The organism is Polaribacter sp. (genome assembly GCF_965660385.1).
Classification (GTDB): domain Bacteria; phylum Bacteroidota; class Bacteroidia; order Flavobacteriales; family Flavobacteriaceae; genus Polaribacter.
This window is the reverse complement of record NZ_CBFHZT010000009.1, coordinates 78,500-96,073: the sequence shown is the minus strand read 5'-3', so window position 1 is coordinate 96,073 and position 17,574 is coordinate 78,500. Positions and strand designations below refer to the sequence as shown.

Below are 17,574 nucleotides of genomic sequence, written 5' to 3'. Positions count from 1 at the left end.
AGAAAATGGTCGAGCACATTTCTTAACCAAACGTTTTGATAGAGAAGGTAATAGCAAACATCATATACAATCGTTTTGTGGATTGCAGCATTATGATTTTAATGATATGTACGGTTTTAGTTACGAACAGCTTTTTCAAACGATGAGATTACTTCGATTAACATATCCTGAAGCAGAGGAAATGTTTAAAAGGATGGTTTTTAATGTTTTGTCTACGAACTATGATGATCACACAAAAAACTTTTCATTTCTCTTGAAGCAAAATGAGAGTTGGTCTTTATCACTAGCCTATGATTTATGTTTTTCATTTGATAAAACCAATCATTGGGTAAGTAAACAAACCTTAAGTGTTAATGGTAAAAGATTGGGTATTACAAAAGATGATTTAATGACGATTGCTAAAGATAATAACATTAAAAAAGGTGAAAAGATTATAGAAGATATAAATGCTGTTGTTGGTAATTGGAAATTTTATGCAAAAAAAGTTGAAGTTCGAAAAGATATTACTAATAGAATTCATAATAATTTAAACCTTTTGTACTAAATATTGAACAGGTTTTTTTATATAAAAATTCAGTTTCAAAGATTAATAAATTTTAAGAATAGCTAATTATTTTTTAATCACTAGTTTAAATTTTAGTACGATTTTTTGTATCTTTATACCATACAATTTAGTGTTTTTTAGTAGGTAAAATTAGGGGTCTAATTCGGTGTCACTTTTCAAGTAAAATTTTGTAAAACACTGATTATCATATAAAATACAGAGAGGTTCAACTGCCTCTTTCTCCGCTTAGAGAAATACAAATCTCACCAAAAGCCCGTAAACACTGTGTTTACGGGCTTTTTGGTTTTAGCTCAACATCATTTTAAATTAACTAATATTGATTAAAAAGGATCAAGAACAATTGTTGGGGACTAAGCAAATATATTTGTTAATCTAAACAAAAAGAATTCCACATTTTTCACACCTCTGAACTGTGCTCTAAACGCTTTAATTTTAGCATTAAAAGATTCAGCGGAAGCATTTGTGCTTCTACTGTCAAAATAGTTGATTATTCTTTGATAGTTTAGTCTTATGGTATTCATAATTGTAGAGAAACTTTTAAATCCTGATTTTTCAACTTTATCATACCATTGCGCAAGTTTTGTAAGTGCTATGGCTTTTCCATTTTTGGTATTAAAAAAAGCTTTTAATTCTTGAGATAACTTGTAAGCTTTTTCAATTTCAGGGTATTGCTCGAACAGCACTTTTGCCCTAACTGCTTGTTTTTGTGTCCATTTTTCTTTGCTTTTGTAAAGTGAATATCGGCTTCTTGCTAAGAGTTGTTTTCTTGTTTCTCCTGTTAAAAGTAGCTCTGGGGAGTATTCTTTATGCTTTGACTTTGCTGTCAATATAGCTTCATTCTCCTGGTCTATAGCTATCCACCTATATTTAATTCTAATTTCTTGCAATGCTTCTGAGGCTAATTTTTGAACATGAAAACGATCTATAACCTGTGTAGCTTTTATAAAACATGTTTTGGCAATCAATTTCATGTTTGGAGCCATATCTAAGGTTATTTCCTTTACCTGTCTTCTTTTTTCGAGTGGTATTTTATTCAAGTGTGCTATCACTTTGTTGGCTTTGGTTCCTTCAATAATCGCTACAATAGCGCCAGCTTTACCTTTAGCCTTTTTGTTAGTAACCACTGTGTAGAGTTCTCCTTGAGACAAAGCTACTTCATCGATAGATAGACGCTTGCCCATGTTTTGAGGGAAGATTAACCAATCTTTTGCATGCTTTAATTGATCCCACTGCTTAAAATCGCTTAAATAATCTTTATATTGACGTTGCAATTTTTTTCCATTGACCCCGAAGAAAGCACCAATGGTTCTGCAATCAATAGCCTTAGTATCTATTAATTGATTTTAAAAAAGCGGCAAACTCTTTAGTCATTCGAGTGCCGTTTGCAACCAGAGTCCAGTCTCTTTGGAGTATCTCTGAGCTTTTTTTATCTGTCCATCTGCGCCTTTTAATATGGAAAAACACAAACATTCCTTTTAAAGGAAAGTCTTGAACGGTTATGGACTTATGAAAGCCTTTAGAGATGAGTTGTCGAGAATTAAATTCCTCTGGAACCTTATTCTTTTCTTCAAAATATAGGTGTAGTTTTTCTCCTTCTTTTTTTGTTGCAACAAGATCGAAATGTGCTACCAAAATTTCAGGTAGAATCATCTTTATAAGGTCTAAATATCCTTCCAAAATTTACTTTTTTTTACAAAGAAAATCATTTTATATCAAATTAATCCCCAACTTTTAGGACTGATCCTCAATGGATCAAGACAGAAAGTTGTGTGATTTTATTATCAAGCAAAAATATTTTTTTAACGTTTCTCCATTTTTATAAGCTTTAGTGGTGTATGTTCATAAAAGTACTAATTTTTGATTTTTAGAAAATAGTAGCTTTTATTTTTCTCCAAATTTTGATAAGAAAAAAACCTGAAATTATTCCTAAGCAAGATGTTATTAAAGCATTTGTAGTTTCACCATAAATCCAGTATCCAGTAGCAAACATGCAGCTGTAAATTAAAATACAACACAATAGCATTGCCAAAATTCCTGAAGGAACATTCCAATTTTTATTTTCTTTTAGAATCTTTTCAGATTTTGGTATTTTCGATAGTACAGGCACCCAACCAGGACCTCCAGGTTGCGTTTTAGTGTAAAACTTAACAAGAACTTCTTGTTTTTCGGGTTTTGTTAAAAATGTACATACAAGCCAAATAAAAGTGGTTAAAAAAACGATTACAGGTAGTTTTGCCCAAGCAGAAAGAAAACCAGTATCACCAAAAAACAGAGCACTTATATGTTGAGATGAAAAAATTAAAGAAATAACTCCTGATACCAACATTGCAGAAATTTCGCTCCAAGCGTTTATTCTCCACCAAAACCATCGTAAAATAAAAATTAAGCCAGTTCCTGCCCCAAACATTATAATAATATCAAAAAGTTGTTTTGCATTTTGAAGATACAAAGCAAATACTGCACTGAAAATCATTAAAACTATGGTAGCTATTCGTCCTACAGCAACCAATTGTTTTTCTGAAGCATTTTTTTTAATTTGTTGTTTGTAAAAGTCGTTAACAATATAAGACGAACCCCAATTTAAATGAGTGGAAATTGTAGACATATAAGCCGCTACTAATGAAGCTAAAACTAAGCCTAACAAACCACTAGGTAATTTCGTTAGCATGGCAGAATAAGCTAGATCATCACCCAATTTATCTTGAGAAATAGAGGGGAAAGCTTCTTGAATACTGGCAACATCTGGAAAAATTATTAAAGAAGCTAAAGCCACTAAAATCCATGGCCAAGGGCGTAAAGCATAATGCATGATATTAAAAAAAAATGTGGCACCAATAGCATGATTTTCATCTTTAGCAGCTAACATTCTTTGTGCAATATATCCACCACCTCCTGGTTCTGCTCCAGGGTACCAAGAACTCCACCATTGCACAGTCAAAGGGATAATTAGTAAAGTTATTAAGGCTTCAGTATTGCTGAAATCTGGTAGAATTGATAATTTATCTGCAACATTTTCATGTGTTATTAACGCTTGAATTCCTCCAATTTCAGGTAAATTAACCAAATAATAGGCAGCACCAATAGCACCAGTCATAGCTGTAAAAAACAATATAAAATCAGTATAAACCACACCTTTAAAACCTCCAAGAGCACTAAAAATTACGGTTACTGTACCTGCATAAACAATGGTTTCCCATGGTTGTAATCCCAACATAATACTACCAATTTTAATAGCAGCTAAGGTTACGCCTGCCATTGCAAAAATATTGAATAACAATCCTAGATACAAAGCTCTAAAAGCCCTTAAAAACCGAGCAGGTTTTCCTCCATAGCGTAATTCATAAAACTCTATATCTGTTTTTACTTCAGATTTTCGCCATAATTTTGCATAAACAAAAACAGTAAGCAATCCTGTTATTAAAAAAGACCACCACATCCAATTAGAAGATACACCATCTTTTCTTACAATATCTGTTACAAAATTTGGAGTGTCTGTAGAAAAAGTTGTGGCAACCATAGAAACACCTAACAACCACCAAGGCATATTTCTACCCGAAAGAAAGTACTCAGTTGCATCTTTTCCTGATTTTTTTGAAACGTAAATTCCAATAAATAATGTAATCAGAAAAAATGAAATTATTAAAACATAATCTAGCGTACTTAAATTAATCATAAGCGAATTGTTAATGGTTACAATGGTTGCAATATAAAAATTCTATTACCAATTTAAAGTTTCTGGATAATGCTTTTTTAAATATTCTTTTATAATTATAATATCATCTTTTGCGGTTAAATCTGGTACGTGTTCTGAAAGTGGAATGCATAAAAAAGAGTTTGGGTAATCTGCTACACAATTTAAAACAACGGTTGGGAGTTCTTTTTCATTTCTAATCGGATGAATTGGACAGTTCAGCAAATAAGGAAATATCATTTTACCATCTAATGTAAAGAGGTTCATGCTAATTCTTATTTTACCATCTTTATCTTTATAGTCTTTAACTTTTTCAAAAGATGGCTTCTCAATGATATCTTTTAAATAATTTTTATCATTCAAGTTCATCACTGCAAACGAATATATTTTATCTAAAGAAAAGGCTAAAGCATCTCTATCATAAGAAATTAAAGCATTTTTATGGTTTGTTTTTCTTATTAATTTTAAAGCATTTACCGAATATAAATTATCACTATTGCAAATTGTAAATTGTTGATTTTGCAATTCAGGAAATTGTTCAACAGCTTGTAAAACAGCATCTGCAGTGCCAAAGGGTTTTACCCTGTTTTTTGGAATATATTGTATTGCGAATGATAAGTTTAATCCGTGGAAATCATTATTTGTTTTTTTGGTTCCATAAAACTCATAAAACAAATTACCTTGCTCATTAATCACAATATAAATATTTTTATATCCAGATTTTTTGGCATTGTAGAGTAAATAATCCATTAGTGGTCTACCAGAATTACCAACACTAATTAAACTTTTACTTCTATGGTTTGCTTGGTTGGTTTGTTCTTCATTTACTGATGTTGTGGTTGCTGGTTTTTTCATTCTTGAAGACATTCCACCTGCTAAAATTATTAAATTATCATGCATTTTTTTAGAGTAAAGAGTTTGTAATTGAAATATGTGCGCCTTTATCAACTTTAGCTATATAAATGCTTTTTGCACCCGCATTTAAAATGGCTTTAGAGATTGCTATTTCTTTATCTTTAGTTGATAAAACTGCAATACTTCCACCACCACCAGAGCCAACAATTTTTGCGCCTAAAGCACCAGCATCAATAGCAGCATCGATCATAGCATCAATTTTTGGAACGGTAATTTTTAAAAGGTTTTTTAAATAATGATGATGTTGATTCATTAAATCTCCAATTTCTATAAGATTTAGTTTTTCTTTTTTAAATGATGTTAATGCTTTTTTAGTGACATTATAATTGCCTAAAGCTGCTTCAAAATAAGGTCTTAAATCAGTAGATAGGTACTTTAGGTATTTTTGTAAATCTTCAATTTTTGCACTATTCATATCAAAATCTACAACATGCTTTTTTACTTCTTCTATGGCTTTCCAAGAATTCGTTTTTAATCGATTTAACAAACCAAGCGTTTCTTTTGGTACACCAGAATCAGCCATGATTAATCCTCTTAAAGGTACCTTTAAAACATCATAAGAAAACTGATCTCCAGTTTCTAAGTATATGATATTTCCTAATCCAATACTATATTGATCCATTTTACCTCCTGGAGCATTAAATTCTAAAACTTCGGCCTCAAAAGCTATTTGAGAAACTTTTTCTGGAGTCAACAACGTTTCATCGCCAAAAGCTTTGATTAAAAATTGCACCCAGGCAACAACGAGTGCAGATGAGCTTGAAGTGCCAGAATTAATTGGGATAGTACCAGTAATATGAATGTTATACCCATGATTTGGAGTGCAGTTGTATCGTTGTAAAACTTGCAAGGTTGATTGAAAAAAATCTTCTTTTTTTAATGTACTATGTTTATCATATATATCAATAGTTCTGGTTGTATTGATATCAGGTAAATTAATTTCAAACGTATTTGAATTATTTTTTTCTGCTGTTAAAGTAATGTGTTTGTTGATAGCACAAGCTATTATAGGGAGCCCCAAATAATCTTGATGGTCTCCAAATAAACAAGTTCTTCCAGGTGCTATAGAAATGATTTTATTCAAAATTTATTATTTTTTCTCTACATATTCGTTAGGTGCAAAATAGATTTCTTTGGATGCCCAACGTTTTTGTAAATTTTTGAGTGCTGCATTAAAAGCATTAAAATTTTTGTGCTCTATTTTTGTCCAGCCAACCTCGGCATAAGCTGCAATTCTTGGAAAAACTTTGTAATGCATTTCGCCATTTGTAGGAATCCATTCTCCCCACATTTGGCATCCTAAACCAATTACTTTATCATGATAGGGTTTTGCTAATTTTTCTGGAACAGGGTTAAAGGCGTAGGCTTTAGATAAGGGTAGGTTTTTATAAGGATAGTCTAAATAGGTAAACGTATGTAAAGAGTTTACAATTTCGTAGCCATTACTTGCAGCTGTTGTTACCAGTTCAACATCGCCTTTCCAAAAATGAATTATACTTTCTTTTGCTAGTTTTTGAGTAGTTTTTGTATCTTTTTTATCTTGATAATGATGTAAGTTATGTCCCATGATTTCATTCCATCCCATCATTCTTCTTCCTTTACTTTGTAAATATTTAGAGATATTATTTGTAAAATATACTTGTAAATCAGCAGGGGTTTCTAAATTATGTGCTTTCATGTATTTTTGAACTGTTGCTGAATTTTTCCAGTGATTGTATTTTACTTCGTCGCCACCAATATGAATTACTTTAGATGGAAAAAGTACCATTACTTCATCTAAAACATCCTTTAAAAATTGAAGAACCCTTTGGTTTGTAACATCATAAACATCTTTTCCAACACCAAATTTTATAGGAACTTCAATTTTGTTTTTTGAAGTTCCTAGCCAAGTGTAAGAAGCAATTGCGGCTGTAGAGTGTCCTGGCATTTCAATTTCTGGAACAACAGTAATTTGTCTTTCTTTGGCATAAGCCACAATTTCTTTAATTTGCTCTTGCGTGTAAAAACCTTGATGAGGTTCACCAGATTGAATTGGGCTCTCCCACTGTAAGGGGCCAACTTGAGTGCTTTTTCTTTTGGCACCAATTTGGGTGAGTTTTGGGTATTTTTTGATTTCAATACGCCAACCTTGATCATCTACCAAATGCCAATGAAATACATTCATTTTTAAAAATGCCATTTCATCTAAAAGCATTTTTACTTGTTTAATGCCTTTAAAATAACGCGCTTCATCTAACATAAAAGCTCTCCATTTAAATCTTGGGGCATCTACAATTTTTACATCCTTAACTTTTATGTATTTTTCGTATTTAGAGTAGTATGAATTGTAATCGCAGAGTTGTTGTAAGGTTTGTACCCCATAAAACCAGCCTGTATTATTTTGAGCACAAATAATAATTTTATTGTTTTCGACTGTTAATTCGTAAGCTTCATCAGTTAAATTTTCATCAATTTGAAAAGTGATGAAATTTTTTTGTAAATTTTGATAATCAGTAGTTTTTAGTGATAAACCGTAGCTTTCTTTAAAATAATTTTGAAGACTTTTAGCAATTGTTTCGTTTGTATTATCAAAAACAATCTGAGTTTCTTTGCTAATTTTCAAAGAGCTGTTTCCTATACTAATTTGTTGAGGGCGAGGTATTATCCTAATTTCTTGACCGTTCATAATTAATGTATTTATCGCAACAAAGAGACTCAGAAATAAAACGTGCTTAATTTTCATGTTTTGGAGGATTGTAGATTAAAAAACTTTTTTATTTATTCATTTTTAAGAAGGATAAATGATACTTTATTCCTAAGTTAAACATTGTGCTAGATAATGAACCACCTTTAGCTTTAACATAACCACCAGAACCTCTTAAACTTAAGCTATTGTTTAGTTTGTAGTTAAAACCGGCAGCAGGTTTAAAAATTAAACCTTCACCAGTACTAATATCTCCACCACCAGCAGCGCCTGCAAGTACTTGTCCAAAAAGCGTAAACTTATCATTTAAAATAGGGTTAGTTCTTGCCCCAAAACCAACAATACCCTCAGCATAAGCACCTGCATTTCCAAAACTTGCAAAAGCAGTTTGCCCAGCTACAAAGATGTTTTTTGTTAAATCAAAATTTATTTGCAGTGCTATTTGGTGTAAATCTTCTGTTGGTATTGTTCCATCTCTTTCAGCATCTAAATATAAATCATGTTTAACAACCACTTCAAAACCTTTGAATTTTCCTCTAGAAAAAGATTTATCAGAAATAATACCACTTCTTTCTACGTAATATTTTAGACCAACTCCGTAAGCATTCGTGTTAAATACTCTATTAGGAGAAAATACCAAACCACCATTTAATGTTAAAAAGAAATCATCGAAAATTCGTTGTTCTAAAGACAGCTCTGGATATATTAAAAAACCTCCACCAGATTCAATTCCACCACCACCAGCTGCACCAACTCCAAATTTGGCTAAAATATTGGTGTTGTTTTTGGAGATAGGTAAAAGGTAACCACCTCCTAAAAAAACATCCATAAAACCAGCTTTTATGCCATCAAAAGCGCCATCAACCTTTAAAAATGCGAACCAATTATCGGTAAAATAATTTGCCAATTCAAAACCGGCCAATCGTATGGTTTTACCATTGTTAATACCTTGAGTATTTCCTTTTATTTTAAGGTTATTTTGATGAAACAATAATGAAGTTTTCTTTGTGTTGATGTTCCAATCTGAGGTTTGTAAAGTATTAAAGGTATATTCATTTTCTCGAGCATCATAATCAGCATAGGTATAGTCTAAAGGAATTTCTAAACCAACCATAAGTTGATTTCCTTTAATTTCACCTCCATCAAAGAAATTCACATAACTCCAACCAGAATTTATAGAGAAATTTTTAAAATCATAGCCTAAATTAAAATGAGGTAAAATAAATATACCACCACCATCAGGTGCAGCAGCTCCACCACCAGCACCCAAATGAAAACCAGTGTCTACATAAAAATCTTGACCTAAATATTTTTTAATTCCTGCATTGACACCTAAGGTAAAAAAACCACCTCTATTACCGCTAACAGCACCGTAAATACCAGCACCAGCGTAAGCCCAATCATTCAGCATTAAATTATAATGAATACCTGTAAAACCCATATTTTTTTCATTTGGAATGTTCGTTTCAGGCATAACAATAGAAAGGAAGTCTATTTTACCAAATGCTTTTTGAGATTTTTTTTCTGGAACATTGCTGTTTTGGGCGTTTAAAGTAACGCTTGCAATTAAAAAGGCTGATAAAAAAAATAGTTTTTTCATTTGTAGTAAATTATCTTTTTGTGATGGTTATTATTACTCCTTTTGATGTTGGTGTATTGCTGTGTTCTGCAGTACTTTTTATAGGTACTAAAACATTAGTTTCAGGGAAATAGGTGGCTGTACATTGTTGAGGTATGTTATAAGGAATTACCAAAAACCGTTTTGCTTCTCTTTTTTCATTATTAAAATGACTTGTTAAATCTACCAAGTCTAATTTTTTTAAATTCATAGAGTTCATGTCGTTTTTATTCATCAAAATTACACGACGCTCATTTAAAATCCCTCTGTATCTATCGTTTAAACCATAAATTGTAGTATTGTATTGGTCATGAGTTCTAATTGTCATCATTATAAATTCATTGTCTTTTAACACAATATCAGAGGGTGAATTTATACTAAAATTTGCTTTTCCAGTGGTAGTAATATCAAAATTATTTTCTCTTGCATTGTTAGGAAGGTAAAACCCACCTTCTTTGCGTACTCTTTTGTTATAATTATCGAAACCGGGAATTGTAGCTTCAATTTTATCACGAATAAAATCATAATTAGAAATTAATTGTAGCCAATTCGTTGATGAATTTTTTAGTGTTTTATTTGCCAAGTTGCCTACAATTGCAGTTTCGCTCAATAAATGTGCTGAACAAGGGTTTAAATGACCTTGAGATTTATGTACTATGCCCATTGAATTTTCTACAGAAACAAATTGTTCTCCAGAACTTTGTATATCTTTTTCAGAACGCCCTAAACAAGGTAGTATTAATGCTTTTTTACCATGAATTAAATGGCTTCTATTTAGTTTTGTAGAAACATGAACGGTTAAGTTGCAATTGCCTAACGCTTGTGCTGTATATTCTGTATCTGGAGAGGCAGAAATAAAATTACCACCCATACCAAAAAATACTTTAGCTTTGTTTTGATGCATTGCTTTGATAGATTCAACTACATCAAAGCCATGTTTTCTTGGAGCTTTAAATTTAAATTCTTTTTCTAGATTGTCTAAAAAATGGTCTTTTGGTTTTTCCCAAATGCCCATTGTTCTATCTCCTTGTACGTTAGAGTGTCCACGAACAGGACATGTACCAGCACCTTTTTTACCAATACTACCTTTTAAAAGTAAAATATTTACAATTTCTCTAATATTATCTACACCATTTTTATGTTGAGTGATACCCATTGCCCAACAAATAATAATTTTTTTGTTATTCACAATGAGATCTGTTGCAGCTTTAATTTCATTTAAAGATAAACCTGTTTGAGGAAGTAAATAATCAATTGAGTAAGTGTTCAAGTCTTTGATTAATTCTGCTAAACCATAGGTTTTGTTATCAATAAAATCATGATCAAAAACTGAATTCGGTACTTTTTTTTCTCTTTCAATCATCAATTTTAAGATGATTTTTAACAAAGCAACATCACCATTAATTTTAACTTGTAAAAATAAATCAGTTAAATCTTGTCCATTACCTAACCATTTTAAAGGGTTTTGTGGGTCTTTAAAGTTTAGTAAACCTATTTCTGGTAAAGGGTTTATAGTAATTATCTTGCTTCCTTTTTGTTTTGCTTTACTCAAAGCAGTGAGCATTCTTGGATGATTGGTTCCTGGGTTTTGACCAATTACAATAATTAAATCGGTATGATTAAAATCATCTAAAGTAACTGAACCTTTACCAATACCTAAAGTTTCTGAAAGGGCAACACCACTAGACTCGTGACACATATTAGAACAATCAGGTAAATTGTTGGTACCAAATTGACGAACAAATAGTTGATATAGAAAAGCGGCTTCATTACTGGTTCTACCTGAAGTATAAAAAATAGCTTCATTAGGATTTTTGAGCGCATTTAATTGATCTGCTATTATTTGAAAAGCATTGTCCCAAGAAATTTCTTTGTAATATTCTGCACCTTCTGGTAAATACATAGGATGTGTTATCCTCCCTTTTTTTCCAATTTCATAATCGGATAATTTTGATAAATCATTAACAGAATGTGTTGCAAAAAACAATGGTGAAACTTTATTTTTTGTGGCTTCTTCAGCAACAGCTTTTGCACCATTTTCGCAGTATTCTGCCAAAAAAGCTCTCTTTTCGTGAGGATCTGGCCAAGCACAACCTGGGCAATCAAATCCATATTTTTGATTTAAATTTTTTAATAATCCAATACCTTTAATAATCCCAACTTCATTTTTAATATGGCCTAAAGCAGAGACAATTGCTTTTGGACCAACCGAAGTTTTGGGAACTTCTTTTAGTTGAATTCCTGTTAGTTGTTCTGGTGGCTGAGCACTTGTTTTTTTATGCATCTTTTACTTGGTTATGAATATATTGTGTGTTTGCATAAATGGTCATTTTTTGATTTCTTGTAAAACCGATTAAACAAATTCCGAATTCTTTTGCAAAATCTACGGCTAAAGAAGAACATGATGATATGGCAACAATAACAGGAATTTTAGCCATAAAAGCTTTCGTAACTATTTCGTAAGAAACCCTGCCACTAACTAACAAATAATGTGCGTTTTTTAAGGTTTTGGTTTGTAGCAAGCGCCCAATTGATTTATCAACAGCATTGTGTCTGCCAATATCTTCTTTAATACATAACAGTTGTTGTTGTTTGTTAAAAATTGCTGCTGCATGACTACCCCCTGATTTTTTAAAAGTTTCTTGCAAACCTTTCATGATATCATGCATTTTATGTAGGTTTTGAGTAGATGTTATTACTTCTGTTGGTAAACTATTGCCATGAATTTGTAAATCTTTTAGTTCTTTTTTACCGCAAATACCACAAGAAGAAACAGATAGTAATGTACGTTTATTTAAATATCCACTACCTAAGTTTTGTTGATTTATGGTTGCATTTATTATTGAAGGAATATTTTCTTCTTGTTTTTCAATATTAAAAGATAAATTTTCACTTTTTTTATAGATGTCTTCTGCAAAAAGTAAGCCTCTAATAAGTTCAAAATCATCATTAGGCGTTCGCATAACAACTGTATAAGGTTCTTGATTAATGTTAATTTGAAGAGGGGCTTCTATAACTAGAAAATCATCAATATTAAAATGATTATTAGAAGTGATTTTCAAACCTTTATAATTTGCTGTTTGCATAAAATTTTTATATCTGCTTCTTACAAATTTAATGAAAAACTATGAGCATAAAAAAAGTCTCGATGAAAACCGAGACTTGAGCTTTAGTGTTTTATACCCCTAAAAATAAAACACATAAAGTAGAACTGCAAAGATAGAAAATTATTTTGCTTATTAGAAAATAAATCCTAAAATGATGTTAATCTGTTAGCTAGATGTTTGTTTTTTTACATAAAACTACTATTTGTTTGTTTATTGCGTTGGTTGTTAGAAAGATGTATATTTCTCCTCCATCGTTTATTTTTGTTTCTTTTCTAAATTGAGCAACAGTTTTAGAAAAGTTTCTAACTGTAACATTTGCTTTTTTGTTTGGTAAAAGTCTCTTGAGCCTTTTTTTATCATAAGGAATAGTTTCTAAAATTTTAAAAGCTCTACCAGGAAAATTTATGATTTCTTCGGAAGTATATAGATGTGAATGTTGATGCAATTTAAAAACGTTAAGTTGTTTAGAGATTTGATGAAATCCACCCGATTTTAAAATAGCAACATTGGGTTCATATAAATAGGTGAGTGGTATTGAGTAGTTTGATTCCACTTTTTCTTTGAGATTGAATTCAAATTTTTGAGTGGTTTGTTTCTGAAAATTAATGGTTTTAATTTTTACTTCTTCGTTGTACTCTTTTTCTAATAAAAAAAGGAGTTCTTTTACCTCATTATTTAAAGCAACAATATGTATTTCTTTTACATTTTTTAAGTCGTTTATGGTATTAGAAATATCTAAAATTGGCGAAACTTTAATTAAAATATAATTTGCTTTTGTAAAAAAGAAATCAATTTTTGGAGGAACATAAGGTTGACAATCTTTCAACAAAAAAACTTTTCCTTTAACGTCGTTTCTTCTTGAAGGATCTATGTAAATGCAGTCAAAATTTTTTTGCGTTTGTTTTAAATAATCAAAACCATTACCTGCAATGGTTTTTATATTATCAACATTTAATTGTTGGTAATTGTGATTTACAATTGTTGATAATTCTTTGTTGATTTCGCAATGCGTTACTTGTTTAAATTGTTTAGAAAAGTGGTAACAATCTACTCCAAAACCTCCTGTAATATCAATAATATAATCACCAGAAACCAAACTCGATTTATATTTCGCTGTAATTTCTGATGAGGTTTGTTCTATACTTAATTTTGGTGGGTAATATATATTTTTAGTAGTAAACCAAGTTGATAATTTCTTTTCTGATTTTTGTTTTGCCACAATTTGATTGGCTAATTCTTGAATAGAAATATTACTAAAAGGGCTACCTTTTAAAATCAGTTTTGTGATTTCAGTATTTAAATTGTCAGTTATAAACTGTTGAACATCTGATTTAAGAATAGCTGTATTCAAAAGAAATTAAAGGCTTTTAGTTAACGATTTAACGATTTTATTTTCTGATAAAAATTCTTTTAAAATCACTTTGAGTGCTGTATATGTGGGTACAGCTGTTATCATGCCTATAATTCCAAAAAGTAAGCCTCCAATAATAATCACTAAAAAAATTTCTAAAGGATGAGATTTTGTGGTTTTTGAAAAAATTATAGGTTGACTTACAAAATTGTCTAAAATTTGGGCAAGTCCGTAACAAAACAAAATCCAAAGTGAAGTTGGTAAAATTTGTTCTTGAAAATCTAAACCAATATTGCTTGTCATTGATAAAATAAACATTAAAAAAGCTCCAATTAAAGGGCCTACATAAGGTATTAAGTTTAATAAGGCACACAAAAAAGCAATAACAATTGCGTTAGAAATACCAAAGGACAACAATATAATGGTATAGATAATGAATAAAATTAATATTTGAATAATCAAACCTAAAAAGTAACGAGAAAGTAAATCGTTAATAGTTTCTAAGGATTTTGAAAAACGATTTTCTGAGTTATTGGGTATAATTGTTAGAATTCCATTTTTTAGCAATTGGCTATCTTTCATAAAGAAAAATGAGATGAAAAGTATCGAAAATAACCCAATACTTAAAGAACCTAAAGCACCAATTATAGCGTTGAATAAATTTGGTATAGCTTTAAACTGAGCAGCAAAATCTATGCTTTCAATTTCCTTTAAAATATCTATTCCTTTAGATGAAAAATAAGTGGTAATTTCATTAAAAACTCCCTGTATGTTTTCTTGCAACTTATCAACCTCTAATAAAGATAAACTTTTGCCTTGCTCTAAAACTAAAGGAATAAATAAAATTACAATACCAGTTAATAACCCCAACATTATAAACATGGTTGTAATTACGGCTAAGGTATTTGGGAATTTTAATTTTCTTCTTAAAAAAAGAATAAAAGGCCTACCAATTAAAGATAAAACACTAGCTATAATTATATAAACGATTACAGACTGAATTTTTAGTAAAAAATAGCCAAGCAAGAATATCCCAAGAATAATTGCTAAGGCTCTTAATATTCCGTTTGCTATTGTTTTTGATGTCATAAAATGATGTTTAAATTTACTTAATAAAATTATCTAACCAAGTAAATGCAATTAAAAGAATTAAAACTCCAGAACCCAAAAGCATTAAATCATCAGTAAAAAAAATGCCTAAAAAAGCAATAAGTAACATCAAAGCTCCTATTGCAAAATGAAATATTTTTTTGTTTTTTCCATCAATTAAAAAACCTCTTGGCAAAGGAATTAGGCTACATAAAAATGAAAACCCGATTAATAAGAAATATTGATTTTCTAAAACTGCATAGGTAATTAACGCTAACACAGCACCCAAAGTAAGCGCTAAAAAAACTTGCCCACTTTTTTGTTGATCTTTATCCAATAAATATTTACCATAATTATCAAAAATTAAAATGGCATTCGATAAAGATTCCATCAACCAACCACCTAATGCAAATAATAAATAGGCAATTACAATCGGAATTACTAAAAACGTGTATTCTGTGTTTGATAACAATTTCACAGAAAATCGATATGCTAAATAAATACCAATAATAAAAATCCATTGTTGTTTAGAGCTTTTCTTGCTCATCCAAAATGAATATTTTAAATATAGATTGTAAACTATATTTTTTGCTTTTATAGCAGTACTCATTCCTTCTCTTGCATAATCAAAATTTGGGTCTAAAGCTAATGCTTCTTTAAAGTGATGTAAGGCCTCTTTGGTATTTCCATTTTCTAATTTAGACCAACCTACATTTGCATGAGAATATACATTTTCAGGGTCTTTTTCTAAAAGATTTTCTATGGTAGATGAAACCTCTTCTTTTCGTTCTAATTTGGTTAAAGCTTGTACTCGCGCATTTAAACACAATTTATTATTAGGATCTAGTGCCAAACCTTCATTGGCGAATTTTAAAGCAGATTCGTAGTTTTTCTCGTTTAAATTGATGTAAGATTTTTGTCCAAAAAAATCGGCTTTATAAGGATAAATGCTGATAGCTTTGTTTATTATTTCCAGTGCTTTTTTAAATTCACTTTTACTAAAATAAATTTGAGAAAGTAAAAAATAGGCATTTTCATCATCTGGATCTATTTTCAATAAAGCGTTTGCTATGTCTTCAGATTTTTCTAAATCGTCTAAATTTAAATAAGCGTGTGCCAAATGAAAAAGCGAGTTGAAATCATTTGGAATATCGTGTAAAGCTTTTTGAAAATAAGCAATGGCATCTTGATATCTGCCCAAACTAAAAAGTTGCACACCTCTTAAATAATGCTGATTTTCCATTATTTTTTAATTTTTAAATAAGTCAAAACCTCATCATACAAACCAGAATCATTGGCATACAAAGCATAGTTTTTTGCAGAATTAAACCATTCTTTTGTGCTAGGTTTTACTTTTTTAATCGCTTTTAAAATATCTTTAGATTGTAATGGTTTCGGAATTCCTTCTTTAAAAGATTCTGTTAATTTTTGCTCAATAGCAACATCAATTACGGCATTAATATCTGCGCCAGAAAACTGGTTGCTTTTTTTTGCAATTTCTGAGGTATCAACGATTTCTGTTGGTTTACCATTTAGTTTGATGGAAAAAATTGCTTTTCTAGCTTCTAGATCTGGAGGTGAAACAAAAATAATGCGATCAAATCTTCCTGGTCTTCTAAAAGCAGGATCTAAATGCCAAGGTGTATTTGTAGCACCTAAAATTAAAACCCCATCATTATCATTATTTAAACCATCCAATTCGCTTAAAAATTGATTGATGATTGTTCTTCCAGAAGATTTATTTACATCACTTCTGTTGGCACCAAGTGCATCAATTTCATCAAAAAAGATAACACAAGGCGTGTTTCTTCTTGCAGTTTCAAAAATTTCATGTAGATTTTTTTCTGAATTTCCAATCCACATGTCTAAAATATCGTTGATGCTTACGTTGATGAAATTCGCATTAATTTCACCAGCTGTGGCTTTGGCAATATGTGTTTTTCCACAACCTGGAGGTCCGTATAATAAAATTCCTCCACCGATTTTTTTACCATAAGCTTTATACAATTCAGGATGTTGCAGGGGTTTAATTATTTTTAAAGAAATTTCTTCTTTTACTTGATCCATACCACCAATATCTTTAAATTTTATGGTTGGTTTTTTCAAGAATTGAAGCGCATCATCATCAACAAAATCATCATCTTCTATAGGTGTAACATTTACTTTTAACTTTTTATCAAAATCTTCATTTCTGTAATTTTTATTTTGATTTAAAATGATGATGTAAGTGTCTTTTGCTTTTGATATTTCATTTTGATGTAAATAGCAATAGCACAATAATTCTAGATATTTTTCATCTGATGAAGTTTCTGTAATTTCTTCTAAAACAATTTCTGCGGGTGCATATTTATTTTGTTTAAAATAGATTTTTGCCAACTCAAATTTTGCATCAATATTGTTTCTGTCTAAATCTAGTATTTCTGTTAGAAAGTTTTCAGCTTTCGTTATTTCATTATCTTGAATGTATAATTTTGCAATTTGTAATTTTAACGGAATATTATTTGGCGAAAACTGTAAAGCCTCTAATAAGCTATTTAATAAATCTTTATTCATAG

14 protein-coding genes are annotated in these 17,574 nt (G+C 30.4%); 1 reads left to right on the top strand and 13 read right to left on the bottom strand.

Annotated features, from left to right (window positions below; genetic code table 11):
• Positions 1-544: type II toxin-antitoxin system HipA family toxin (locus ACTG3V_RS04705; RefSeq protein WP_439130983.1), on the top strand; the 544-nt coding region annotated here is incomplete at its 5' end.
• A 371-nt stretch (positions 545-915) separates the two neighbouring features.
• Here ACTG3V_RS04705 and ACTG3V_RS04700 read toward each other — a convergent pair.
• The 13 genes from ACTG3V_RS04700 to ACTG3V_RS04640 all read right to left on the bottom strand — a co-directional run bounded on the left by ACTG3V_RS04700 (position 916) and on the right by ACTG3V_RS04640 (position 17,572).
• Positions 916-1,869 (bottom strand): ISAon1 family transposase, encoded by a 954-nt coding sequence (locus ACTG3V_RS04700; protein WP_439130985.1) that lies wholly within the window; start codon positions 1,867-1,869, stop codon positions 916-918.
• Between the two features lie 19 nt (positions 1,870-1,888).
• Positions 1,889-2,242 (bottom strand): ISAon1 family transposase N-terminal region protein, encoded by a 354-nt coding sequence (locus tag ACTG3V_RS04695; protein WP_439130982.1) that lies wholly within the window; start codon positions 2,240-2,242, stop codon positions 1,889-1,891.
• Positions 2,243-2,429: 187 nt separating this feature from the next.
• Complete coding sequence (locus tag ACTG3V_RS04690) at positions 2,430-4,238, bottom strand: sodium:solute symporter family protein (RefSeq protein WP_439130981.1); 1,809 nt, start codon at positions 4,236-4,238, stop codon at positions 2,430-2,432.
• A gap of 45 nt (positions 4,239-4,283) precedes the next feature.
• Positions 4,284-5,156 carry a sugar phosphate nucleotidyltransferase gene (locus tag ACTG3V_RS04685; protein ID WP_439130980.1) on the bottom strand — a complete coding sequence of 291 codons (873 nt, stop codon included), beginning with the start codon at positions 5,154-5,156 and terminating at the stop codon, positions 4,284-4,286.
• A 4-nt stretch (positions 5,157-5,160) separates the two neighbouring features.
• Positions 5,161-6,255, bottom strand: a complete 1,095-nt coding sequence (locus tag ACTG3V_RS04680; RefSeq protein WP_439130979.1) for a mevalonate kinase family protein — start codon at positions 6,253-6,255, stop codon at positions 5,161-5,163.
• A 6-nt stretch (positions 6,256-6,261) separates the two neighbouring features.
• Positions 6,262-7,836 (bottom strand): beta-N-acetylhexosaminidase, encoded by a 1,575-nt coding sequence (locus ACTG3V_RS04675; protein ID WP_439130978.1) that lies wholly within the window; start codon positions 7,834-7,836, stop codon positions 6,262-6,264.
• Between the two features lie 88 nt (positions 7,837-7,924).
• A complete protein-coding gene (locus tag ACTG3V_RS04670; protein WP_439130977.1) occupies positions 7,925-9,454 on the bottom strand; it encodes a hypothetical protein in 1,530 nt (509 codons plus the stop codon).
• A 10-nt stretch (positions 9,455-9,464) separates the two neighbouring features.
• Positions 9,465-11,756, bottom strand: coding sequence for an FdhF/YdeP family oxidoreductase (locus ACTG3V_RS04665; protein ID WP_439130976.1), 2,292 nt, complete (start codon positions 11,754-11,756; stop codon positions 9,465-9,467).
• Positions 11,749-12,558: a formate dehydrogenase accessory sulfurtransferase FdhD gene (gene fdhD, locus ACTG3V_RS04660; RefSeq protein WP_439130975.1), complete on the bottom strand. Its 810-nt coding sequence runs from the start codon at positions 12,556-12,558 to the stop codon at positions 11,749-11,751. Before fdhD ends, ACTG3V_RS04665 begins: the two co-directional genes overlap by 8 nt.
• A 190-nt stretch (positions 12,559-12,748) precedes the next feature.
• On the bottom strand, positions 12,749-13,930 hold the full coding sequence (locus ACTG3V_RS04655) for a class I SAM-dependent methyltransferase (RefSeq protein WP_439130974.1): 1,182 nt from the start codon (positions 13,928-13,930) through the stop codon (positions 12,749-12,751).
• 6 nt (positions 13,931-13,936) lie between these two features.
• Positions 13,937-15,019 (bottom strand): AI-2E family transporter, encoded by a 1,083-nt coding sequence (locus ACTG3V_RS04650; RefSeq protein WP_439130973.1) that lies wholly within the window; start codon positions 15,017-15,019, stop codon positions 13,937-13,939.
• Between the two features lie 16 nt (positions 15,020-15,035).
• Positions 15,036-16,262, bottom strand: coding sequence for a tetratricopeptide repeat protein (locus tag ACTG3V_RS04645; protein ID WP_439130972.1), 1,227 nt, complete (start codon positions 16,260-16,262; stop codon positions 15,036-15,038).
• Positions 16,262-17,572 carry an AAA family ATPase gene (locus ACTG3V_RS04640; protein WP_439130971.1) on the bottom strand — a complete coding sequence of 437 codons (1,311 nt, stop codon included), beginning with the start codon at positions 17,570-17,572 and terminating at the stop codon, positions 16,262-16,264. Before ACTG3V_RS04640 ends, ACTG3V_RS04645 begins: the two co-directional genes overlap by 1 nt.
• Positions 17,573-17,574: the final 2 nt, after the last annotated feature.